The 20,739-nt window shown below is 62.8% G+C and carries 20 protein-coding genes; 11 read left to right on the forward strand and 9 right to left on the reverse strand.

All coding sequences use genetic code 11. The features are described from left to right. Positions 1–104: 104 nt before the first annotated feature. Positions 105–542: a DUF4440 domain-containing protein gene (locus tag IVA87_RS08315; RefSeq protein WP_247297818.1), complete on the reverse strand. Its 438-nt coding sequence runs from the start codon at positions 540–542 to the stop codon at positions 105–107. A gap of 165 nt (positions 543–707) precedes the next feature. On the opposite strand from IVA87_RS08315, the gene IVA87_RS08320 reads away from it, so the two are divergent. Then, on the forward strand, positions 708–1,190 hold the full coding sequence (locus IVA87_RS08320; RefSeq protein ID WP_247297820.1) for a hypothetical protein: 483 nt from the start codon (positions 708–710) through the stop codon (positions 1,188–1,190). 272 nt (positions 1,191–1,462) lie between these two features. Here IVA87_RS08320 and IVA87_RS08325 read toward each other — a convergent pair whose 3' ends face one another. The 3 genes from IVA87_RS08325 to IVA87_RS08335 form a co-directional block, all read right to left on the reverse strand. After that, on the reverse strand, positions 1,463–1,831 hold the full coding sequence (locus tag IVA87_RS08325; protein WP_247297822.1) for a phospholipid-binding protein: 369 nt from the start codon (positions 1,829–1,831) through the stop codon (positions 1,463–1,465). 174 nt (positions 1,832–2,005) lie between these two features. Next, complete coding sequence (locus IVA87_RS08330; RefSeq protein ID WP_247297824.1) at positions 2,006–2,392, reverse strand: cupin domain-containing protein; 387 nt, start codon at positions 2,390–2,392, stop codon at positions 2,006–2,008. A 780-nt stretch (positions 2,393–3,172) separates the two neighbouring features. Further along, on the reverse strand, positions 3,173–3,616 hold the full coding sequence (locus tag IVA87_RS08335; protein WP_247276280.1) for a MarR family transcriptional regulator: 444 nt from the start codon (positions 3,614–3,616) through the stop codon (positions 3,173–3,175). A gap of 179 nt (positions 3,617–3,795) precedes the next feature. On the opposite strand from IVA87_RS08335, the gene IVA87_RS08340 reads away from it, so the two are divergent. The 7 genes from IVA87_RS08340 (at position 3,796) to IVA87_RS08370 (ending at position 11,290) form a co-directional block, all read left to right on the forward strand. Further along, positions 3,796–4,980, forward strand: a complete 1,185-nt coding sequence (locus IVA87_RS08340; RefSeq protein WP_247333312.1) for a substrate-binding domain-containing protein — start codon at positions 3,796–3,798, stop codon at positions 4,978–4,980. A 167-nt stretch (positions 4,981–5,147) separates the two neighbouring features. Then, positions 5,148–6,662 (forward strand): amidase, encoded by a 1,515-nt coding sequence (locus IVA87_RS08345; protein WP_247297828.1) that lies wholly within the window; start codon positions 5,148–5,150, stop codon positions 6,660–6,662. 36 nt (positions 6,663–6,698) lie between these two features. Then, positions 6,699–7,556, forward strand: coding sequence for a branched-chain amino acid ABC transporter permease (locus IVA87_RS08350; protein WP_247297830.1), 858 nt, complete (start codon positions 6,699–6,701; stop codon positions 7,554–7,556). Between the two features lie 4 nt (positions 7,557–7,560). Then, on the forward strand, positions 7,561–8,778 hold the full coding sequence (locus tag IVA87_RS08355) for a substrate-binding protein (RefSeq protein WP_247297832.1): 1,218 nt from the start codon (positions 7,561–7,563) through the stop codon (positions 8,776–8,778). Positions 8,779–8,795: 17 nt separating this feature from the next. Then, the gene (locus IVA87_RS08360; protein ID WP_247333313.1) at positions 8,796–9,881 is read left to right on the forward strand and encodes a branched-chain amino acid ABC transporter permease; all 1,086 of its coding nucleotides are present in this window, start codon (positions 8,796–8,798) and stop codon (positions 9,879–9,881) included. Continuing rightward, positions 9,868–10,602: an ABC transporter ATP-binding protein gene (locus tag IVA87_RS08365; protein WP_247333314.1), complete on the forward strand. Its 735-nt coding sequence runs from the start codon at positions 9,868–9,870 to the stop codon at positions 10,600–10,602. The genes IVA87_RS08360 and IVA87_RS08365 overlap by 14 nt, the downstream gene beginning before the upstream one ends. Then, a complete protein-coding gene (locus tag IVA87_RS08370) occupies positions 10,595–11,290 on the forward strand; it encodes an ABC transporter ATP-binding protein (RefSeq protein ID WP_247297838.1) in 696 nt (231 codons plus the stop codon). Before IVA87_RS08365 ends, IVA87_RS08370 begins: the two co-directional genes overlap by 8 nt. A gap of 549 nt (positions 11,291–11,839) precedes the next feature. Here IVA87_RS08370 and IVA87_RS08375 read toward each other — a convergent pair. From IVA87_RS08375 to IVA87_RS08395, 5 genes are all read right to left on the reverse strand, one after another. Next, a complete protein-coding gene (locus IVA87_RS08375) occupies positions 11,840–13,000 on the reverse strand; it encodes a LuxR family transcriptional regulator (protein WP_247297841.1) in 1,161 nt (386 codons plus the stop codon). Between the two features lie 79 nt (positions 13,001–13,079). Further along, the gene (locus IVA87_RS08380) at positions 13,080–14,597 is read right to left on the reverse strand and encodes a murein L,D-transpeptidase family protein (protein ID WP_247297843.1); all 1,518 of its coding nucleotides are present in this window, start codon (positions 14,595–14,597) and stop codon (positions 13,080–13,082) included. A gap of 386 nt (positions 14,598–14,983) precedes the next feature. Beyond that, complete coding sequence (locus IVA87_RS08385; protein WP_247276289.1) at positions 14,984–15,946, reverse strand: acetyl-CoA carboxylase carboxyltransferase subunit alpha; 963 nt, start codon at positions 15,944–15,946, stop codon at positions 14,984–14,986. 306 nt (positions 15,947–16,252) lie between these two features. Then, a complete protein-coding gene (xerD, locus tag IVA87_RS08390) occupies positions 16,253–17,209 on the reverse strand; it encodes a site-specific tyrosine recombinase XerD (RefSeq protein ID WP_247333316.1) in 957 nt (318 codons plus the stop codon). 16 nt (positions 17,210–17,225) lie between these two features. Then, positions 17,226–17,372, reverse strand: a complete 147-nt coding sequence (locus IVA87_RS08395) for a histidine kinase (RefSeq protein ID WP_247276291.1) — start codon at positions 17,370–17,372, stop codon at positions 17,226–17,228. A 158-nt stretch (positions 17,373–17,530) separates the two neighbouring features. Between IVA87_RS08395 and IVA87_RS08400 the strand changes: the two genes are divergently transcribed. The 3 genes from IVA87_RS08400 to IVA87_RS08410 all read left to right on the forward strand — a co-directional run bounded on the left by IVA87_RS08400 (position 17,531) and on the right by IVA87_RS08410 (position 20,701). Next, a complete protein-coding gene (locus IVA87_RS08400) occupies positions 17,531–18,142 on the forward strand; it encodes a shikimate kinase (RefSeq protein ID WP_247297855.1) in 612 nt (203 codons plus the stop codon). After that, a complete protein-coding gene (gene aroB / locus IVA87_RS08405) occupies positions 18,139–19,281 on the forward strand; it encodes a 3-dehydroquinate synthase (protein WP_247297858.1) in 1,143 nt (380 codons plus the stop codon). The genes IVA87_RS08400 and aroB overlap by 4 nt, the downstream gene beginning before the upstream one ends. A 67-nt stretch (positions 19,282–19,348) precedes the next feature. After that, positions 19,349–20,701 carry a hemolysin family protein gene (locus IVA87_RS08410; protein WP_247297861.1) on the forward strand — a complete coding sequence of 451 codons (1,353 nt, stop codon included), beginning with the start codon at positions 19,349–19,351 and terminating at the stop codon, positions 20,699–20,701. The last annotated feature ends 38 nt before the right edge of the window (positions 20,702–20,739 follow it).

Consider the following 20,739-nt stretch of genomic DNA (forward strand, 5'->3'; position numbering starts at 1 on the left):
TCTATTTAGTCCAGTGCGGTACTGCAGACGAACAAGTCTTGCCATGCAGGTCTGCATCCCTGGAGCCCATCAAGCCAGCCATTTCTCTATTGGCATTTCGGCCATCACTGCCCTGGCGCAGCTATGGTCACGGTCTCTTCCATGATCTTGGCTTGATCGCCGTCTCGGACGATGATGGCGGTGTAGTAGCCCCGCAGCGGTTGGTCCGCGAGCTTGGCTCGCCATTCGCCAGCATTGAAGACAAAATTCCCAACAGACCGGGTTACGTTCCGCTCTACCGAGTAATCGTGCAGGTCCAGATTGACGACATCCTGCAGATTCCGACGAATGGCTTCTCGGCCCACGAACATCCCGCTCGGCGTTACTCTGATGGCATCCTCAGTGAAGGCGCCCGCCATGGCATCGACGTCTTTGCGATTATAAGCCTCGGCAAAGTTCTTTTGGAGTTCGGCGTACTGGTCGCCACTGACCTGCGGCTCCTGTCCAGCAGCCACACCCGAGATCACCGCCATGCCTAAGGCAAGTACGATCATACGCACCATCGATGTGACTCCCAATTTTACCCGGAGAAACTTGAAAAGTGGTCAAAGCTACACGTTTCAGATTAGAATTGATGCGGGTGGTAGCCGTTCTACTGCTACCGCCGACTTTCACACCGCAGACTTCAAGAGCCAGAGGTAATCAATGATCCCTTGAGGAGGAAGAACATGAATCGACGAACCATACTCGCTATGGGGCTGCTGTCAGCGGCATTCGTCGCAGCAGGATCTCAGATGGGGCTCACGCAGAGCAATCTTCTGCTAGGCACCTGGAAGCTCAACCTCGAAAAATCAAAATTTAGTCCTGGCCCACCACCGAAGAGCCAAACCCTCAATTTCCAACGGGCAGGGCAAGATCTCCAGAATACTGCCGAAACGGTCGACGCACAGGGTCAGGTCACAAAAATAGTCTTCATGCACATCTATGATGGGAAGCCTCACCCCACGACAGGCAATCCCTTGTTTGATGCGACGACCTACACCCCAGTCGATGATCACCACGTGAAGTGGGTCCGATCCAAAGCTGATAAGCCCATTCAAACCGGCTCGAACGAGATATCAGCTGACGGCAAAACCTTTACTGTTACTATCGAGGGCGTCGGTGCCAATGGTCAGCCAATTAGTAACGTAGCCGTTTACGACCGGCAGTAGATTGCGTTTCAATCCTTAGCGCCGCACCAGCGATCTTGGCTTCACTGGTGCGGTGCGTCTGCAAGCAAGTTAGGCGTCAGGAATAGTGGCGCCGGCCAGCCAATATGAAGTAGCCTGGGGCGCTGCAGACGAACAGTCTTGCCATGCCAGTCTGCATCCCTGGAGTCCGTCAAGCCAGCCACGTCATTCTTCTATTGACATTTCAAGCGACGCCAGCCGCTTAGCGAAGCTCGTCAACCCCGATCAGCAAAAACCGGCCAAGCTTTGCAGGGTCACTTCTCTGGGAATTCCCTCGTAAAGGTCGCTGATCCCAAATTTGAATTACCCGGGCCGAAAGCGGTGACGGTGATCTGATAAGAATGGCTGCCGCTCGGCGGGCTTGGTGGCGAGTAGTTCTTCAGAGCTCCACAAGCTACCGTTGATTGCCCTTTGTACGGCACCGTTCCGCCACCGTGATTGTAGCTCGGTACCTGAAGATCAACCATGTGGAATTGCAGCGTCGTCGTCCCCTTCGGCACGCCGCTCAACGAGAACACTGGCGAACTCAATCCGCACCATCGAAAGTTCATCGAGAACGCCGATGCATCTGCCGTGCTCATCGCTAGCAATGCGGCCGCACAAACTACCAACCGAATACGCATTTCTATTTCCTCCAATCGTCTAGAGGCCAACGACAATCGATTGGTTGTCCGCGTACAATACCAACCTGACCCGTTCCAAATAGAGTGCCACCAATCAGCCATTACATCTAATGGCATTCCAAGCGACTCTGCTGCTTGGCGAAGCACTTCTCAGCTATCGCAACCCCATCATCGCTACTTCGGCGGTGCATCGTAGAGCGGCTTGCCCTTGTCGACGATGTGCACCGTCAAGAGCTTGATCGTCTTGTCACCGACGACCTTGTAAGCACCGTGCGGCGTGTCTCGTACGTTCAAGCCAACAGTGCCAGTCGGGATCGGCATCTGCCTTCCATCGGGCAGTTCGATCGTACCCCCTTCGAGGAAGTAATATGACTCGTCGCCATGATGAATGTGGCGCATCGAGACATCCCCGGGCTTCAGCTCGCTAATGCTCGTGATGATCTCCATGTTCGTGCCAGTGAGGTCACCTCGCTTCAGCTCTTTACGAAAGGGAGAGTCCTGCGCACCAGCGGCTGGGGCCACGATGAAAGCCAAAGCAATGCCGAGCAGCACCATCTTCATTGCAATCCTCCCTGGTGTAATTCACGTTGAAAGCTCACCGGTAAAACGGCAGCATCGTTCAGTTTGCAGCCACCCACAAGCTGCTTCCGCAACGCATCAATCCCGGGGAAACTTCGGTCGCTAACAGCAGCCCAAAACGCTAGAGCTACCCCGGCAGCCCAAGACGAGCCCCGACGATGCGTTCGGGCTAGCTGCGCGGTCCAGACACTCGGGCAAAGCAAAACGCATCAGACGCTCTGAGCGAGTTAGGGCGCACCGGGAGCCTACGATGCACAGGAGACGAGACAGGGTTCTCGACAAAAAATTGACAGGGCTAATTTCCGGGGTCGTAAGTTGCTGAAATCATTATCTGCAATGGCAATACAAGCACTGCCGCGGCAGGTACGCGTAAGGCTTGAATGTATTAGTGGGGCGCAACACCGGCGCCTCATTCTCGAGTGTCGTCGCCCGACTGACCGGGCGATCCATTACGCCACGGCTTCTCGGCTCAATCGCGACCGTCTCCGGAATACTGGATCGCCTGTTGCAGTGCGCAAGTGCGCACAAGGCGGGCGATGACAGTTGAGCGTGACGCGCCCAGCTCTCACCCCACCGTCGTCCTGGCGAAGCCAATTACCCAGGGGAAGTCGCGGCGCGACGCAGGCAACCGCCAGTCGTCGCCAAGTAAATGCGGTGGTAATGGGCCCTGGATCAGCGCTCCGCCCCGGACAACGCTGCGCGTTGCCAAGAACTTCGCTTGTCAAGGACGACGTGCTTTGAGAAGCCGAACTTAATCAGCCCTCAATTCGAGCTGTCGATCAAGCTCTCCAGCAGCCGCTTGAGCTCACTCGTCGATTTGTCGCCGTAGCTCTCCAGGATGTGCTCCTCCTGGTCCACCGCAAGCGAGTTGAGCTTCTTGCTCAGCACCTTGCCGCGGTCGGAGATGAACATCAGCACCTTGCGGCGGTCGTTCGGATCCTGCACGCGGTAGACCAACGTGTCCGAGACCATGCGGTCGATCATCTTGGTCAATGTCGGATGGTTGAGCAGCACGGCATCGGCGAGTTCGCCCATCGAATGCCCGTTGCCATCCGACAGCACTTTCAGGATGCGCCATTGCTCGACCGGCACGCCCTCTTTGCTCAACCGTAGTTCGAGCTGCCGGTTGATCTCCCGGTTGGCTTGCGCGAGCAGATAGGCGAGATGATCGGTGATCGGGGAGTTTTCTTTCGAGGATTTTGCCACGGCTAAGACTTCGTCTTGACCCAAATGAGTGAATGTCTTGCAATCAATGCCGCATCTATATGCACTTCAATTGTTGAATATTCAATATTTTCAAAATAGGATCATTGCCCAACAAAAGGGCGGAAGCCGCGGCCGCCTGCTCAATGTGCTTTCAAGTCTGGTCCCAGACAGGAGTTGGCGTGCGCGCGACGGTATACTTCCCGGCTCACGGCGGCCCGGCGTTGCCGCCGTCCTTGCTGTTCAGGAATCTGTCGTCATCGGCGGCTGATGGTGTCTTGTCGCCCAGGGATCACGCCTTCTTCAAGCGGCGCCGCGCGAACAAGCTACGGATCGGCGGCTTCATCTGCTGCACCGGCTCGCCTGGAGTTTGGGGCCCCTGTGCGACCAACAGCGCCAAGCTCGCCGTTGCCGAGATCAACAAGCGCGGCGGCATTCTCGAGCGCGAAATCGAGCTTTCCATTTACGACGCCGGCGGACCGCTCGACGAGGTGCTGAACCGCGCCGAGCAGGCGATCGCGTTCGACGAGGTCGATCTCATCGTCGGGCTGCACACCAGCGCGGTCCGTGTCGGCTTGCGCGACGTCACTACGCGTCATCGCATCCCCTACATCTATACGCCGGTCTATGAAGGCGGCGAGTGCACGCCGGGCGTGATGGCGATCGGTGAGACGCCGCGCTGGCAGAGCCGGCCCTCGATCCACTGGCTCGCCGAGGTCAAGAAGGCGTCGCGCTGGTACCTGATCGGCAGCGACTATGTCTGGCCCTGGCAGTCGCATCGCGCCGTGAAGAATTACATCAAGGAAACCGGCGGCCTTGTCGTCGGCGAGGAGTTCGTTCCTCTCGGCGAGGACAATCACCAGCCTCATCTGGCGCGCATCCGCGCCGCGAGGCCGGATGTCGTGCTGATCTCGCTGATCGGCACCGACAGCATCACCTTCAACCGTGCCTTCGGCGAATGCGGGCTTGCCGCGACGACGCTGCGGCTGGCCGGCGCGATGGACGAGACGGTCCTGCTCGGCATCGGCGCCGACAACAGCGAGAACATGTTCTGCGCCTCCGGCTATTTCCCGGGCATCGGCTCGCGGAGCAACGACGACTTCCAGATCCGTTATCGCGCGATGTTCGGACCAAACGCTCCGCCGATCGGCTCGCTCGGCCAGTCCAGCTACGAAGGACTGCGTTTCCTCGAAGCCGTCGCGAATAAGGCAGGTTCGTTGTCCATGGCTCCGATGCTCGCGGCGGGGCGCAACATCGTTTATGGCGGCGCGCGCGGCCCGGTCACCGTTCGCAACGGTCACGCCCGGATGCAGATGTATCTCGCCGAGGCTGACGGTCTCGATTTCAAGCTGATCAAGCCGGTCTGAAACGAGATTGTCGAGTGGTCCTGGCGGATTTTCGAAATAATACTTGAAAAGGAAAATATTTCTGTCTGTAATATCGACGCGATGCCGATTGGTCCCGCGCTGTGCAGGCGCGGGACCATGCGGCTTCCGTCCACGCCAGGGATCAAGAAGCCTTTGAGGAGAGCGCCGTGACAGTTGTCCTTCCCACGCCAGCCCAACTTCGCAGCGTCGCCAAGCAGTGCGGCCTTTCGCTGACCGACGACGACGTCGCCTCGTTCCGCGGCCTGATGCAGGGCTCGATCGAAGCCTACAATCTCGTCGCCGCGATGCCGGACGAGGTGCCGGAGGTCAAATACCCGCGCACGCCGGGATATCGACCCTCGGCCGAAGAGAACCCGCGCAATGCCTGGTATCGCAAGTCGACCGTGAAGGGCGCCGCCAGCGGCAAGCTCAAGGGCAAGACCGTCGCGCTGAAGGACAACATCATGCTGGCCGGCGTTCCCATGACCAACGGGTCGTCGACGCTGGAAGGCTATGTGCCCGATTTCGACGCCACGATCGTCACGCGCATGCTGGATGCCGGCGCCGAAATCAAGGGCAAGGTGCATTGCGAGCACTTCTGCCTGTCCGGCGGCAGCCACACCGGCTCGTACGGGCCAGTGCATAATCCGCACAAGATGGGCTACTCGGCTGGCGGCTCGTCGTCAGGCTCTGGCGTCGTGGTTGCACTCGGCGAGGTCCACATGGCGATCGGCGGCGATCAGGGCGGCTCGATCCGCATGCCGTCCTCGTTCTGCGGCATCTACGGCATGAAGCCGACCTGGGGCCTCGTGCCCTATACCGGGATCATGCCGATCGAGATCTACGTCGATCATACCGGACCGATGACTGCGACGGTCGCCGACAACGCGCTGCTGCTCGAAGTGCTCGCCGGCGACGACGGCTATGATCCGCGCATCAAGGCGCCGAAGGTCGAGGAATACACCAAGGCGCTCGGCCAGGGCGTCAAGGGCATGAAGATCGGTATCGTCAAGGAAGGCTTTGAGCAGCCGGTCGCAGAGGCGGCGGTCAATGAAAGTGTGCGCGAGGCGGCAAAACGCTTCAAGGATCTTGGAGCCAGTGTCGAGACGGTATCGATTCCGATGCACCTCCTGGGCGGCGCGATCTGGACCCCGATCGGCACCGAAGGCCTGACCCAGACCATGATGTTCGGCGACGGTTACGGCCTCAGCCGCGGCGATCTCTATTCGACCTCCCTGATGGATTTTCACCGCGGCTGGCGCCGGCAGGCCGACTCGCTGTCCGAGACCACGAAGTTGTTCATGATGCTCGGCACCTACATCAACAACAATTTCGGGCCACGCTTCTACGGCAAGGCGCTCAACATCTCCCGCCGGCTGACCGCGGCCTATGACAAGGCGTTCAGCGATTACGATCTGCTGTTGATGCCGACCACACCGATGAAGGCGACCAAGCTGCCGGAGCCCAATGCCAGCCGCGAGGAATACGTAGCCCGCGCGCTCGAGATGATCTCCAACACCGCGCCGTTCGACATCACCCATCATCCCGCGATGTCGCTGCCCTGCGGCATGGTCGACGGCCTGCCCGTCGGCCTGATGCTGGTCGGCCGCATGTTCGAGGAATCCACGATCTACCGCGCCGCCCATGCCTTCGAGCAGATCGGCGACTGGAAGAAAATGTGAGCGAGGCTTCGATGCAGGCGAACGGAAACGCAACGCATGGCTAACGCGTTCGTCGCGGCGTTCGAGATCCTGAGCTTTGGCGCGATCATCGTCCTGATCGTGCTGGGGCTCGGGATCATCGCCAGCATGATGGGCATCTTCAACTTCGCGCAAGGCGAGTTCGTCCTGCTCGGGGCTTACATCACCTATCTTGCCTACGCCAAGGGGCTGCCGATCTGGGCGGGCATGGCTGCGGCGCCCTTCGCGGTCGGCGCGCTCGGCTTCGTGCTGGAGGCGCTGATCATCCGCCGGTTCTATGCCGCGCCCATCGTCGCCATGCTCGGCACCTATGCGCTCGGCCTCATCATCCGGGAATCCGTGCGCGGGCTGATCGGCGGCTTCTACCTCACCGTGCCGGAGCCGATCGGCGGCTCGCTCGACATCGGCGCCATGCACATCTCGGCCTGGCGTTTCACCATCATCGTGATCACGCTCCTGGTGATGGGCGGTTGCTATCTGCTGCTGTCGCGCACGAGTTTTGGCCTGCGCGTGCGGGCCACGCTGGAGAATCCGTCGCTGGCACGCGCGTCGGGCATCTCCACGCCGCTGATCTACGGCGCTACGTTTGCGTTCGGCGCCGCGCTTGCCGGCCTTGCCGGTGCGCTGATCGTGCCGGTGTTCAGCCTGTTTGCCGATCTCGGCCTGCGCTTTCTGATCCAGGGTTTTGTCGCGGTCATGGTCGGCGGCGTCGGCTCCTTCATCGGACCGGTCGCAGGCGCCGGCGTCATCGGCACGCTCAGCGCGGCGCTGCCGTGGGTGATGGCGCCCGTCGTCGCCGACGTGCTGGTCTTCGTGCTCGCCATTGTCTTCATCAAATTCCGTCCGCAGGGCCTCATCGCAGGAAAAGGGGTTTAGTCACATGTTCGATCGCACTCAGCTCTCACGGCGCCGCTTTCTCTCCAATCTTGCCTTTGCCTCCGGTGCGGTCGCAACCAGCGTCGGCAGCTGGGTGATTCCGGCTCCCTGGGCCAATGCGGCCGAAGCCCCGATCAAGGTCGGCATCGCCACCGACCTCACCGGTCCGATCGCCTATGCCGGCAATGCCGATGCCAACGTCGCCAAGATGGTGATCAAGGAGATCAACGCCGCCGGCGGCCTGCTCGGCCGGCCGCTCGAGCTCTATATCGAGGACACCGCTTCCAACGAATCCGTCGCCGTCGGCAATGTCCGCAAGCTGATCCAGCGCGACAAGGTCGACATGGTCTTGGGCGGCATCACCTCCTCGATGCGCAACGCGATCAAGGATCCGATCGTGGCACGCGGCAAGACGCTCTACATCTATCCGCAGCTCTATGAAGGCAAGGAGTGCACGCCCTATCTGTTCTGCACCGGACCGACGCCGGCGCAGCAATGCGACGAGTTCATCCCCTGGCTGATCAAGAACGGCGGCAAGAAGTTCGCGCTGCCGAGCGCCAATTATGTCTGGCCGCACACGCTCAACGTCTATGCCCGCAAGGTGATCGAGGCGAACGGCGGCGAGATCGTGTTCGAGGAATACTATCCGCTCGACCAGGTCGATTTCTCCGCGACCGTCAACCGCATCATCTCCAACAAGGTCGACGTCGTCTTCAACACCGTCATTCCGCCTGGCGTCGGGCCGTTCTTCAAGCAGCTCTATGAAGCCGGATTCCTCAAGAACGGCGGGCGCCTGGCCTGCGTCTACTATGATGAGAACACGCTCAACATCAATCAGGCCGCCGAGATCGAGGGGCTCGCAAGCTGCCTCGACTATTTCAAGGTGCTGACCAAGGAAAGCCCCTTCGACGCAAAAATCCAGGCGGCCTACGAGAAGGACTTCCCGGGCAACTTCCTGTTCGCCGCCGGCAGCGCCGCCACCGGCACCTATCGCGGCCTGAAGCTGTGGGAAGCGGCGGTCAAGGAAGCGGGCAAGGTCGACCGCGAGTCCGTTGCCGCCGCGCTCGACCACGCCAAGATCGCCGAAGGTCCCGGCGGACCTGCCGAAATGGTGCCGGGCAAGCGGCACTGCAAGATGAAGATGTATACCGCGGTGGCCAAGGGCGGAAATTATGAGATCGTCGCCCGCAGCGACGGGCTTGTCGATCCCAAGGAATGCTGAGGCGGAATGGGAAGCCGATGAGCGTGGTAAGAGAAGCCATCGCCGGCGACGAAGCGGACGACGCGATGGCTGAACGCGTGGCAGCGGGACGGGCCAGGGAACAAATCGAGGCAGGACGAAAAGTCCTGCCGATCGTCGAAGGCGTCGTGCTCGTCGCGGCACTGCTCGCGCCGCTGGTGCTCCAGGACTACCTCACCGTGTTCGCGACGCGCGTGATCATCCTCGCGCTGTTCGCGCTGTCGTTCGACCTCGTCTGGGGTTATGCCGGGATCATGAGCTTCGGTCAGGCCCTGTTCTTCGGATCGGCCGGCTATGGCGTCGCGCTGCTCGCGCGCGACCTCGATATCACCAACATGTTTCTGGTGCTGCCGGCGGGCACGCTGATCGGCCTGACCTTCGCACTGCTGCTCGGCGGCTTTCTGTTGCTGGGGCGGCATCCCTCCAGCGTGATCTTCGTGTCACTGGGCACGCTGACGGGCTCCTACGCGGCCGACCGCCTGGCGCGCGGCTGGTACTATCTTGGCGGTCAGAACGGCATCCCCTCGATCGCGCCAATGTCGCTTGGTTCATACGAACTCTCGGAAGGGCCGGCCTTCTATTATCTCGTGCTCGGCATCCTCGTCGTGGTCTACCTGCTCTGCCGCTTCCTGGTGCGTTCGCAGTTCGGCCTTGCGCTGGCAGGCCTGCGCGAGAACGAACAACGCATCGCCTTCTTCGGCTACAAGGCGCAGCATCTCAAAGCCATCATCTTCACCATCGGCGGCGCCATCGCCGGGCTCGCCGGCAGCCTCTATGCCTTCCATGAAGGCTTCGTCTGGCCCAATATGGTCGGCGTCGTGGTGTCGACCCAGGTGGTGCTCTACGTGCTGTTCGGCGGCTCCGGCACGCTGATCGGCGCCGTCATCGGCGCCGTCATTGTCGAAGGCGTCAGCTTCTGGCTGTCGGACAATTACCGCGATATCTGGCCAATCATTCTCGGCTTGTTGCTGCTGCTCGTGATCCTGTTCCGGCCGCTCGGCTTGATCAGTTTTGTCCTCGGCGAGCGTGAACGCGTCGGCAGCTTCGGTGCCAAACCCAAGGAGAAGCGCAATGCCGCTCCTTGAAGCCGCCGGCATCAGCAAGGTCTTTGGCAAGCTCACCGCGCTCGACGGCGCGGCGCTCAGCGTCGGCGAAAACGAGTTTCACGGGCTGATAGGACCGAACGGCTCCGGCAAGAGCACGCTGATGAAGTGCATCGCCGGGGCCGAAGTGCAGACGCAGGGCAAGGTGAGCTTCGTCAACACCGACATCACCGCCCTCACGCCGACCGAGCGCGCCCGCGCCGGCATGAGCCTGAAATTCCAGATCACGTCCGTGCTGCCGTCGCTGACCCTGTACGACAACATCCTGCTTGCGCTGCAGGCGCAGTCTTCGCTGTTCGATCTCGTATGCTCGCGCACGCGCAGGCTGCTGCACGACCAGGTCATGACCATGCTGACGCAGTTTCGTCTGGCGAACCGCGCCTTCGATGCGGCCGCCGCGCTGTCGCATGGCCAGCAGCAATGGCTGGAGATCGCGATGGCGCTGGCGGGCAAGCCAAAACTCCTGCTGCTGGACGAGCCGACCGGCGGCATGAGCCTCGAGGAGCGCCGCGTCACCGGCGAACTGCTCGAGCCGATCAAGCAGCATTGTTCGCTCGTCATCGTCGAGCACGACCTCGATTTCATCCGCGACATCTGCGATCGCCTCACCGTGCTCGACCAGGGCAGGGTGCTGGCATCAGGCACGGTGTCCGAGATCCAGGCCAACAAAGCCGTCCAGGAGATTTATCTGCGCCGTGCCTGAATTTTTGGACATCAAGCATCTCGATGCTGGCTATGGCCGCAGCCAGGTGCTGTTCGGCGTCAGCCTCGGCATCCCCTGGCGCGGCGGCGTCGCCGTGCTCGGCCGCAACGGCGCCGGCAAGACCACGCTGATGAAGACCATCGTCGGCGAGCTGCCGGCCTGGAAGGGCGAGGTCGCCTTCGACGGCCGCGACATCAGCCGCCGCGCCACCGAGCAGCGCGTGCGCGCCGGTATCGGCTACGTCCCGCAGGAGCATTCGGTGTTCGCGCGCCTGTCGGTGCGGGACAATCTCGCCGTCGGCTCGCTCGCGAACAAGGATTCCTCCGCGGTCGATCGCGTGCTGACCATCTTCCCCAAGCTCGGCCAGCGTCTCGACCAGCCTGCCGGGACCCTTTCCGGCGGCGAGCGCAAGATGCTCGCGATCGGCCGCGCCATGCTGGGGGATCCAAAGCTGCTGCTGCTGGACGAGCCCACCGAAGGGGTCTGGATCGGCGTCATCGAGGAGATCACCGAGCGCCTGATCGAGCTCGCGAAGACCATCGCCGTCATCATCGTGGAGCAGCATCTCGACCTCGCGCTGCGCGTCGCCGATTACGCCTACGTGCTCGATCGCGGCCGCGTCGCGCTTGAGGGTGAGGCGGGTGAGGTGCGGGGCAATCCGGAGCTGATGCGCTATCTGGCGCCGTAGCGAATGCGCGTGAGGCGCGCCGAACCCACAGCGACCACAGCTTTCATGCTCCGCGAAAGCAGGGCATGCAGTACGCCGCAGCCTCTCGGTTGATCACCGTGACTCACCCACGAAGGGCGACAATCTCGACCTGTGGCTCCGGCTCGAACCAGGGCCAAGCGCAACCTCGTTGAGAGCCTCGCTATGCGGGAAGTCGCGACCGATAGGGCGCCGTCAGAAGCAGCATGAAAAGTGCGCGCTCGGCCTGGTATTTTGCGGCGTGTCGACTTGATTCCCGCCCCTGCACCACGACTGCTCCTCCGATGGTGAAAACGCTCCAGGCCCATCTTTTTCGCTTGCGCTGCACCAAAGTCATTTCGAATGTGGGAAACTCCGGTCTAGCCATTGTCGCCGCTTCTCACCTTGGATCCAACCCGACAAACTTGAACGCGGAGGTCCGATACCTGTCTTCACCCATTTGGGTGAAAGGGGCATGTGCCGAGGCAAAGTCCCGGTCTGGGCCGTCGGGCGTAAGGGCGATGAGGGATGTCTCTGCGGGTGGATGGCACTCTAGCCGCCGCGCAACGCCTTGCCAGCGAGTAAGCTGACGAGCTCCTGCTGACGGGAAAGGCCGGTCTTCGACAGCACGGCTTTGAGCTGCGTGCGCACCGTCTCTCGCGTCACGCCGATTCTTGCCGCGAGGGCATCAACCGATCCGGCCTGTGCAACGCCACGTGCGACCTGGGCCTCTGCCGGCGTCAGGTCGAACAGCCCTTGCAGGACTTCCGCGCTCGGGACCGCGCCGCGATCGACGGGTGTCACGATGAGCATGAAGGTGGCTTGCGTGAAGATATCGCACGCCGATCCGCGCACCGGGACGACATGCACGACCATTGGTACGCGGTCCATGGCCGCTGCGATGGCGAGGGACTTGACGCCCCGGCTGTTGCCGACGAACGAGCTCCCCAGCGCCGCCGAGAACAATCCGTCCGCGTTGACATCGGTCAGGGTCAGCCGCTCTGCGCGGTCTTGGAATAGCGACGGCATCAGCGCTTCGAACAGCCCGTTCGCCGCGAGTAATTTGCCCCGTTCGCGCAAGATCGCTCCGGGCAGCCCGATGGCCTGCAATGCATCGGCTTGCGCGCGTGCGCGCTCGAAGCCAAGCCGGTTTGCAGTCAGAGACGCCCGAGCCAGATGCGGCCTCAGGCCATCGAGGAACGAGACGATCTCGCGCGGCACCGGTCCATTGTTTTGGTGTCGCGGCATGACGATCGCAATGGAATCGCCGCTCGGTATTGAAATGATGGTCCCGGCTCTGTAGCCGATTCCGTGCCTGCGGTAGAAATTGCAGTACACGTCATTGGTCGCGATCTCCTCTTCCGATACAAGGTCTCCATCGTTGAGGAAGCCGGCGTAGTTGAGGGCGGCGGCACGCGGCAGCAGCGGATCGCGCTCGCTCCATCCCTCTTCCAAGAAAAGATGCATGGTCTGGTCGTGATTGACGGAATTGATCCCGCTGACATAGCCGTCCCGTACCGCGAAAAGCAGTCCGCCATTGCCGCCGATGGCGTGACCGATTTCATTGAGGACCTCGGGCCACAATGACGGTATCAGCCCGGCCTCGTAAATGCGGTCTATCAGGTGATCGAGATGCCCAAATCCACTCATGCGCAGCGCGTAGGAGCAAACGCCGCAACTATAGCCGCGTGACCGGGCGACGCAATCCGGCACATCCAGAGGCGTTCCGGATTTATGGAGGGAACCAACCCGACGTCGTGCTTGGCTTATGCCGGAAGGCGCGGCATCGTCCCTACTTCATCGCTCCGAAGCGGCTGTCGAACGAGTTCGACGACACCACCGGCGCGGCGCCGGCGATCTGACCGCTCTCACCTGCACCTTCGCTCACCGACGGCTTCAGCGCCGGGCGTGTCTGGGCGAGGCGGGTGTTTGCGGGCTCTGCCGGCTTGGCGGCCACGGTCGCGGCCGGCTTCGGCGCGTCCTTCGCAACGTCCTTGGACTTGTCGTGCCCCGGCACGAACCGGGTCACGGCGGCCTTGAGCCGCGACGCTGCGGTGGGCGGCGTCGGCGTCGTGGCGGCCGGGGCCACGGAGGCGGTGGCTTGCGGCGGCGGGGTGGTCGCCGTGGTGTCGGCGGAGCCAAGGCCCATCTTGCGGCCGAGGTTGGAGAAGAAGCCTCCGGATTTCTCTTGGGTCTTCTCGGCAGGCTGGGCCGCGGCGACGCGGGTGCTGGTCGCGGGCGCGCTGGTAGCTGTGACCGGCTCTTCCTGCGGCGCAGGCGCGGATGCCGCCGCATCGAGATTCGGCTTGGGCGGATTGACATGGCCGGGGATGGTGCCCGGCGCCTTGGCCATCGCCAACATCTGCAGCGTGGTGCCTTCGGCGCTCTCGGACAGGCCCGTGGAGCCTTCCGGAATCTTCGCGGCGAAGACCTTGTTCATGCCGCCGTCGATGCCGGTGTTCATGCGCGCCACCGGCGTGCCCTTGGCGACCAGCCTAGCGTATTCCGCCTCGTCCTTGGCTTGCTTCCCCCGCACGGCGGCGGCGATGTCCTCGGGGATGACATAGGCCGGGCATTTTGCCGAGGCGTCGAACACCGGGTCGCGCTTGGCGTCCGCCGGCTTGGCTGCATCGAACACGTACTTCTTCTCGCAGAAATCGACCTTCGGCTCCTGCCGCGTCACCTCGAAATGATCATAGCCTTCCTTGATCATCTTCCAGAACGGCATGTTCGGATTGTTCCGGTGCTTGGCCATGTTCACCGGGGTCATCTTGAACGGATAGGCCTGGAGCTGGAACGCCTTCTGGCCGCCGAAAAAGGATTCGCGCCCTAGCGAATAGATCTCGGCGATCTGCTCGTCGGTCATGGCGTAACAGCCGCGCGAAGAACAATCGCCATGCACCATCAGCTGCGAGCCGGTGCGCCCGAGCGCCTTGTCGAACGCGTTGGGGTAACCGGTATTGAAGGACAGGTAATAGGCCGATTGCGGATTCATCTGGCTCGGATTGATCGAGTAGAATCCTTCCGGCGCCTGGCGGTCGCCTTCGCGCACCTTGGGGCCGAGATCGCCCGACCAGCGGCAGATCGGATAGGTCTTGAGCAGCGCGAACTGGCCGCTTCGGGTCTGCTTCCAGACTTCGAGCTCGGCCTCCTGCTTGAACAGGCGGACCAGGATCGGCGATTGCAGATCCATGTCCTTCTCGGTCATCGCGGCGAGCAGCTTTGGCGGCACCGGCTGGTTGGCCTTGGCGTTGGTCGCGAGCGAGACCTGGTCGGTGTCGCACCCGGTCAGCAGAACGCCGGCCGTCATCAGCGCAACCGAAGCCAAGAGCGCCCGAGCAAGCGAACGAGAAATCAAGATGGACCCCACACCGTGCCGGGCAGAAAGCGCGACCCCAATCGTTTGGAGCATGATCTGACCGGCGAACCAGACCCGTCGTGACGGGCTTTTCAGATCATGCCCCAGCGCTTATGCCCTGAAGCCATTGATTAAAATTCTAACCTCTGGGTCATGTGGTCGCAACCCGAGCGGGGATCACGAGCCCGTTGGCCCAGTGGCATGGTCAACGAAGACTAAATGGACGCGACTTTGGGCCTTACTTGGGCCTTTCGGCCGGATTGGAACAGAGATCGCCGATTTGGGCAAAAAAAGGGTTAACGCGGGGTTACTAGGGCCATCCGGGCTCTCGGGCCGAATCAGCCCAGTTTCCGGCCGATATCGAGGAATTTCTGCCGCCGCTGCTTGCGGATGGCGTCGCCGTCGAGGCCGCGGAGCTCGTCGAAAGCCTTGGCGATGGCATCGCCGGTGGTGGCGATCATGGCGGCAGGGTCGCGGTGGGCGCCGCCGACCGGCTCCTTCAAAATGCTGTCGATCACGCCGAAGCGGAGCATGTCCTGGGCGGTGATCTTCATGTTGTTGGCGGCTTCCTGCGCCTTGGTGCCGTCGCGCCACAGGATCGAGGAGGCGGCTTCCGGCGAGATCACGCTGTAGATCGCGTGCTCCAGCATCAGCACCTTGTTGGCGGTGGTGATGGCGATGGCGCCGCCCGACATGCCCTCCCCGGTGATGATGGCGACGTTCGGCACGGTCAGCGCCAGGCAGGCATCCGTCGAGCGCGCGATCGCCTCGGCTTGTCCCCGCTCTTCGGCGCCGATGCCGGGATAGGCGCCGGCGGAATCGGCGAGCGACAGCACCGGCAGACCGAACCGCTCGGCCATCTCCATCAGCCGCACGCATTTGCGATAGCCTTCGGGCCGCGCCATGCCGAAATTGTGCCGGATGCGGCTCTCGGTTGAATCGCCTTTTTCCTGGCCCATCACGCAGATCGGCTCGCCGCGGAAGCGGCCGAAGCCGGCGACCAGCGCCTCGTCCTCGCCGAATTTGCGGTCGCCGGCTAGCGGCGTGAACTCGGTGATCAGGCCCTTGATGAAGTCGTTGAAATGCGGCCGCTGCGGGTGCCGCGCCACCAGCGTCTTCTGCCACGGCGTCAGGTTCGCATAGAGGTCGGCCAGCGCTTGCGACGCCTTGTCCTCGATCCGCCCGATCTCCTCGGCGATGTCGGTGCCGGAAGCTGCGAGCGTGCGCAACTCGTCGACCTTGGAGTCGAGCTCGGCGACGGGCTTTTCGAAGTCGAGATAGCTGCGCATCTGGTCTGGCATCAACTCAATATAGGCGGACGGGGCTGGAGAAGCGAAGCGAGGTTGCGGTCGCGGAAAGAACTGTAGATTCTTCAATGGCTTGGCTTGTGTGCTCGTGGGCCGCAAGCCAAATCACTCGTGAAGCCCCGGCTCTTTCTGCGGAGATGTGGCCGAAGTCAAGGCGGTTTCGCCATCGCCGGGGTTGGACTCTCGTGTCCCGGACGCGCTGCAGCGCGCTGTAGCGCTGAGCCGGGACCCGGCAAGAGGCGTGGGGCCCAGCTCAGCGGCGCACCGTTTCACGCTGCGCCGCGGCGGGGGCACGCAAGATTACTTCTCCGCCAGTGGATGCAGGTCGCGCACCAGGCTCTTCAGCCGCTCCTTTACCACGTGGGTGTAGATCTGGGTCGTCGAGATGTCGGTGTGGCCGAGCAGGGTCTGCACGATGCGCAAATCGGCGCCGTTGTGGAGGAGATGGCTGGCGAAGGCGTGGCGCAGCACGTGCGGGGAGACCAGACGGGCCTGAAGCCCGGAGGCGACCGCGAGTTCCTTCAAGTCGCGCGCGAAATGCTGTCGGGTCAGATGTCCGCTCTCGCCGAATGAGGGGAACAGCCATTTCGAAGCAGCCACGCTGTTCTTCTTGTCAGCCTTTGCAGCTTCCATCGCCGCGAGATAATCCGCCATCGCCTGCCGCGAGGCTTCGTTGAGCGGCGCCAGGCGCTCCTTATTGCCCTTGCCGCGCACCACGATCATGCGCGCATCGCGCTTGGCCGCCGAGCGCGGCAGTGCCACCAACTCGGAGACGCGTAGGCCGGTGGCGTAGAGCACCTCGAGCAGGCAATAGAGCCGCAAGCTGCGCAGCCGTTTCGAGGGCGAGGCATCTGCCGCCTCGCTCAATTCCTTGGCGCGGCGGAGCATGCGGTCGACATCCGCAATCGACAGCACTTTCGGCAGGCCGCGGCCGCGCTTCGGCCCCGACAGGATCGCTGCGGGATCCTCGGTACGGATGCGCTCGTTGAGGAGAAAGCGGAACAGATGCCGCATCGCCGACAGCCGCCGCGCGACGCTGGTGGATTTGAAGCCGCGGGCATCGAGATCGGCGAGATAATCGCGCAGCGTTTGCGTCTCCGCATCCGCGAAAGTGTGGCCGACGCGGCCCAGAAATTCCGAGAGATCGGTGAGGTCGCGGCGGTAGGCGTCGAGCGTGTTGGGCCCGGCGCCCTGTTCCGCCGCGAGCATGTCGAGGAACAGGCCGGTGAGCCGGGTGTCGGAGGGTTTGGTGCGCATGCCCAAAGCCTAGCTGCTATTTCTTGAGAAACTTATCAGGCGGGATCGTCACCGTCATTTCCCGCGGCTTCGGACTGACGAAGTTTGCCAGCGCGAAGACCGCGCCATAGACGATGCCGGCGATCACGGCGAGGACCGTCAGGAAGCGGAACAGGCTGGGCATCGGCAAAGGGTCTCGATAGCGGTCTTGGCGGGCAAATTAACCAATGAAATCATCCAACATGTTCGCCGTTTCGTGGCAAGAGTCCTCTGGCGAGGCCCCCTGCGGGGTCGTATAGGTGGCGAAAGCATGCCGCCTTGGCGGCAGATCGAGCGAGATCCATGTCCGACGCCGCGCTGCCGATACCCGGTTCGCCTGAGGCCGACATCCTGTCGGCGCTCGGGGCGCGCTCGATCGTGCTTGTCGGGATGATGGGGGTGGGCAAATCCACCATCGGCCGCCGCATGGCGGCGCGGCTCAAGTTGCCCTTCGTCGATGCCGACACCGAGATCGAGGCGGCGGCCGGCATGAGCATACCGGAAATCTTCGAGCGCCACGGCGAGCCTCATTTCCGCGACGGCGAGGCCCGCGTGATCGCGCGGCTGCTGGACGGCGGACCGATCGTGCTCGCGACCGGTGGCGGCGCGTTCATGCGCGAGGAGACGCGCGCGCGCATCGCCGCGAAAGCGGTCTCGATCTGGCTCAAGGCCGACCACGACGTCATCATGCGCCGCGTGCGGCGCCGTGCCGATCGCCCGCTGCTCCAGACCGCCGATCCCGAAGGAACCGTGACGCGCCTGCTCACCGAACGCGAACCGGTCTATCGCCATGCCGACCTCACCATCGCCTCGCGCGACGTGCCGCACGACAAGATCGTCGAGGAATGCATCGAGACCCTGCATGCCCATCTCTGCGGCGTGCCACCTGCAGACCTTGCGAGTGCCGTACGATGACTGCGCCTTTGAAGCATTCCGATCCTGTCAATGTCGATGTCGCGCTCGGTGACCGCGCCTATGGCATCGTCATCGGCCGCGGCGTGCTGGCCTCGCTCGGCGAGCGCGTCGCGCGCTTGCGCCCCGGCGTGCGTACCGCCGTTGTGACCGACCGCACCGTCGCAAAGCACTGGCTCGAGCCCGCCGAGGCGTCGCTTGCCGCAGCCGGCATTCCGACCTCGCGCATCGTGGTCGAGGAAGGCGAGATCTCCAAAACCTATGCGGGCCTGGAAAAGGTCAGCGAGGCCCTGATCGCCGCAAAAATTGAGCGCAACGATCTCGTCATCGCGCTCGGCGGCGGCGTGGTGGGCGATCTCGCCGGCTTTGCCGCGGCGATCCTGCGCCGCGGCGTCGATTTCGTGCAGGTGCCGACCTCGCTCTTGGCGCAGGTCGATTCCAGCGTCGGCGGCAAGACCGGCATCAACTCGCCGCAGGGCAAGAATCTGCTCGGCGCCTTCCACCAGCCGGTCCTTGTCATCGCCGACACCGCCGTGCTCGACACGCTGTCGCCGCGGCAATTCCGCGCCGGCTATGCCGAGGTCGCCAAATATGGCGTGCTCGGCGACGACGCCTTCTTCACCTGGCTGGAGAAGAACCATGCCGATATCTTCAGGGGCGGCTCGGCGCGCGAGCATGCGATCGCGACGTCGTGCCGCGCCAAGGCCGCAATCGTCGCGCGCGACGAGCGCGAGACCGGCGAACGCGCGCTGCTCAATCTCGGCCATACCTTCGGTCATGCGCTGGAGGCGGCGACCGGCTTCTCGGACCGCCTGTTCCACGGCGAGGGCGTCGCGATCGGCATGACGCTAGCGGCGCAGTTCTCGGCCCGGCTCGGCAAGATCGGAGAGGCCGATGCGGCGCGCGTCGAGCGGCATCTGGTCGAAGCCGGCCTGCCGACGCGCTTGCAGGACATCGCGGGTTTTGCGCAGGAAGGCCTTGCCGACGCCGACGCGCTGATGGCGCTGATGGCGCAGGACAAGAAAGTCAAGCGCGGCAAGCTCACCTTCATTCTGCTGGAGGCGGTCGGGCGCGCCGTGATTGCGAAGGACGTCGAGCCGACGCTGGTGCGCGATTTCCTGCAGTCGAAATTAGCGCAGTGATGGCGGGATCGATTGGATCTGCCGCCCGCGAAACGGCGCGGAACGCCGAGGCGGTCGCGAGGCAAACATGAGTTCGATCTCCATCAATCTGCTGCTTGCTGTCCTCCTGCTTGCTGCCAACGCATTTTACGTGGCGGCCGAATTTGCCCTCGTGAAGAGCCGTGGCTTTCGCGTCAAGGCAATGGTCGAGCAGAACCGCTTCGGCGCACGCCTGTTGCAGACGATGATGGGGAATATCGAATCCTATCTCGCCTGCTGCCAGCTCGGCATTACCATGGCCTCCCTTGGTCTTGGCTGGATTGGTGAGCCGACCGTTTCTGCGCTGCTGAGCCCGATCCTCCATCCGCTCGGACTGTCGGAGGCGACGCTGCACTTCACCTCGTTCGTGGCGGGTTTTCTGGTTTTCTCCTCGCTGCACATCATCATCGGCGAACAGGTGCCGAAGACGCTTGCGATCAGGGAGCCGGTGCCGGTGTCGCAGTGGATTGCGTATCCGCTTCATGTCTCCTACCTGGTGTTCTACCCGCTGAGCTGGTGTCTCAACACGGCTTCGAGCGCGATCTTGCGTCTGATCGGCGTTCAGGAGTTTTCGCAGCACGAGATCCTGACGGATTCCGAGATCGAGGGCCTGGTTGAGGAATCGGCCGTACACGGCAAGATCGAGAGCGGCGAAGCCGAGTACATTCACAATGTCTTCCGCCTCGGCGAGCTGACCGTCTCCGACGTGATGGTTCACCGCACCGCGATGGTGATGATCAATGCCGATCTCCCGCCGGAGGAGCTGGTGCGGGAGGTGCTGGCTACCGAATACACCCGCATTCCGCTGTGGCGCGACAAGTCGGAGAACATTATCGGCATTCTGCACGCCAAGGATCTGTTGCGGGCAATCCGCGCGTCGGAAGGCGATACCTCGCGCATCGACGTCACCACCATCATGCTGCCGCCCTGGTTCGTGCCGGAAATGCGGCCGATATCCCAGCAGCTCAAGGCGTTCCGCCGCCGCAAGACCCATTTCGCGCTGGTCGTCGACGAATACGGCGAAGTCGAAGGGCTCGTGACGCTGGAAGACATCCTGGAGGAGATCGTCGGCGACATCGCCGACGAGCATGACGTCGTGGTCGCGGGCGTGCGCCGCCAGCCCGACGGCTCTGTCGTGGTCGACGGCTCGGTGCCGATCCGCGATCTCAACCGCGCGCTTGACTGGCACCTCCCCGACGAAGAGGCAACCACGGTCGCGGGCCTCGTCATCCACGAGGCGCGTTCGATCCCCGACCGCGGCCAGAGCTTCACCTTCCACGGCTTCCGCTTCCGCGTCCTCCGCCGCGAACGCAACCGCATCACCGCGCTCCGTATTTCACCGGTGCCGCGGGAGGCCGAGCTGGAGGAAGCCAAGCCGCGAAGGGCCGGAACTTCGTTTTGACCTCGCTTACCCTCCCTGGAGGTCCCTGGAGGGGAGGG

It is taken from the genome of Bradyrhizobium sp. 147, from assembly GCF_023073935.1.
Classification (GTDB): Bacteria; Pseudomonadota; Alphaproteobacteria; order Rhizobiales; family Xanthobacteraceae; genus Bradyrhizobium.

Excerpts from the sequence above, each read along its gene's own strand:
- IVA87_RS08315 (WP_247297818.1), bottom strand. The coding sequence starts at position 542 with ATGGTGCGTATGATCGTACTTGCCTTAGGCATGGCGGTGATCTCGGGT.
- IVA87_RS08320 (WP_247297820.1), top strand. The coding sequence starts at position 708 with ATGAATCGACGAACCATACTCGCTATGGGGCTGCTGTCAGCGGCATTC.
- IVA87_RS08325 (WP_247297822.1), bottom strand. The coding sequence starts at position 1,831 with ATGCGTATTCGGTTGGTAGTTTGTGCGGCCGCATTGCTAGCGATGAGC.
- IVA87_RS08330 (WP_247297824.1), bottom strand. The coding sequence starts at position 2,392 with ATGAAGATGGTGCTGCTCGGCATTGCTTTGGCTTTCATCGTGGCCCCA.
- IVA87_RS08350 (WP_247297830.1), top strand. The coding sequence starts at position 6,699 with ATGGCTAACGCGTTCGTCGCGGCGTTCGAGATCCTGAGCTTTGGCGCG.
- IVA87_RS08355 (WP_247297832.1), top strand. The coding sequence starts at position 7,561 with ATGTTCGATCGCACTCAGCTCTCACGGCGCCGCTTTCTCTCCAATCTT.
- IVA87_RS08360 (WP_247333313.1), top strand. The coding sequence starts at position 8,796 with ATGAGCGTGGTAAGAGAAGCCATCGCCGGCGACGAAGCGGACGACGCG.
- IVA87_RS08365 (WP_247333314.1), top strand. The coding sequence starts at position 9,868 with ATGCCGCTCCTTGAAGCCGCCGGCATCAGCAAGGTCTTTGGCAAGCTC.
- IVA87_RS08380 (WP_247297843.1), bottom strand. The coding sequence starts at position 14,597 with ATGACGGCCGGCGTTCTGCTGACCGGGTGCGACACCGACCAGGTCTCG.
- IVA87_RS08385 (WP_247276289.1), bottom strand. The coding sequence starts at position 15,946 with ATGCCAGACCAGATGCGCAGCTATCTCGACTTCGAAAAGCCCGTCGCC.
- xerD (WP_247333316.1), bottom strand. The coding sequence starts at position 17,209 with ATGCGCACCAAACCCTCCGACACCCGGCTCACCGGCCTGTTCCTCGAC.
- IVA87_RS08395 (WP_247276291.1), bottom strand. The coding sequence starts at position 17,372 with ATGCCCAGCCTGTTCCGCTTCCTGACGGTCCTCGCCGTGATCGCCGGC.
- IVA87_RS08400 (WP_247297855.1), top strand. The coding sequence starts at position 17,531 with ATGTCCGACGCCGCGCTGCCGATACCCGGTTCGCCTGAGGCCGACATC.
- aroB (WP_247297858.1), top strand. The coding sequence starts at position 18,139 with ATGACTGCGCCTTTGAAGCATTCCGATCCTGTCAATGTCGATGTCGCG.
- IVA87_RS08410 (WP_247297861.1), top strand. The coding sequence starts at position 19,349 with ATGAGTTCGATCTCCATCAATCTGCTGCTTGCTGTCCTCCTGCTTGCT.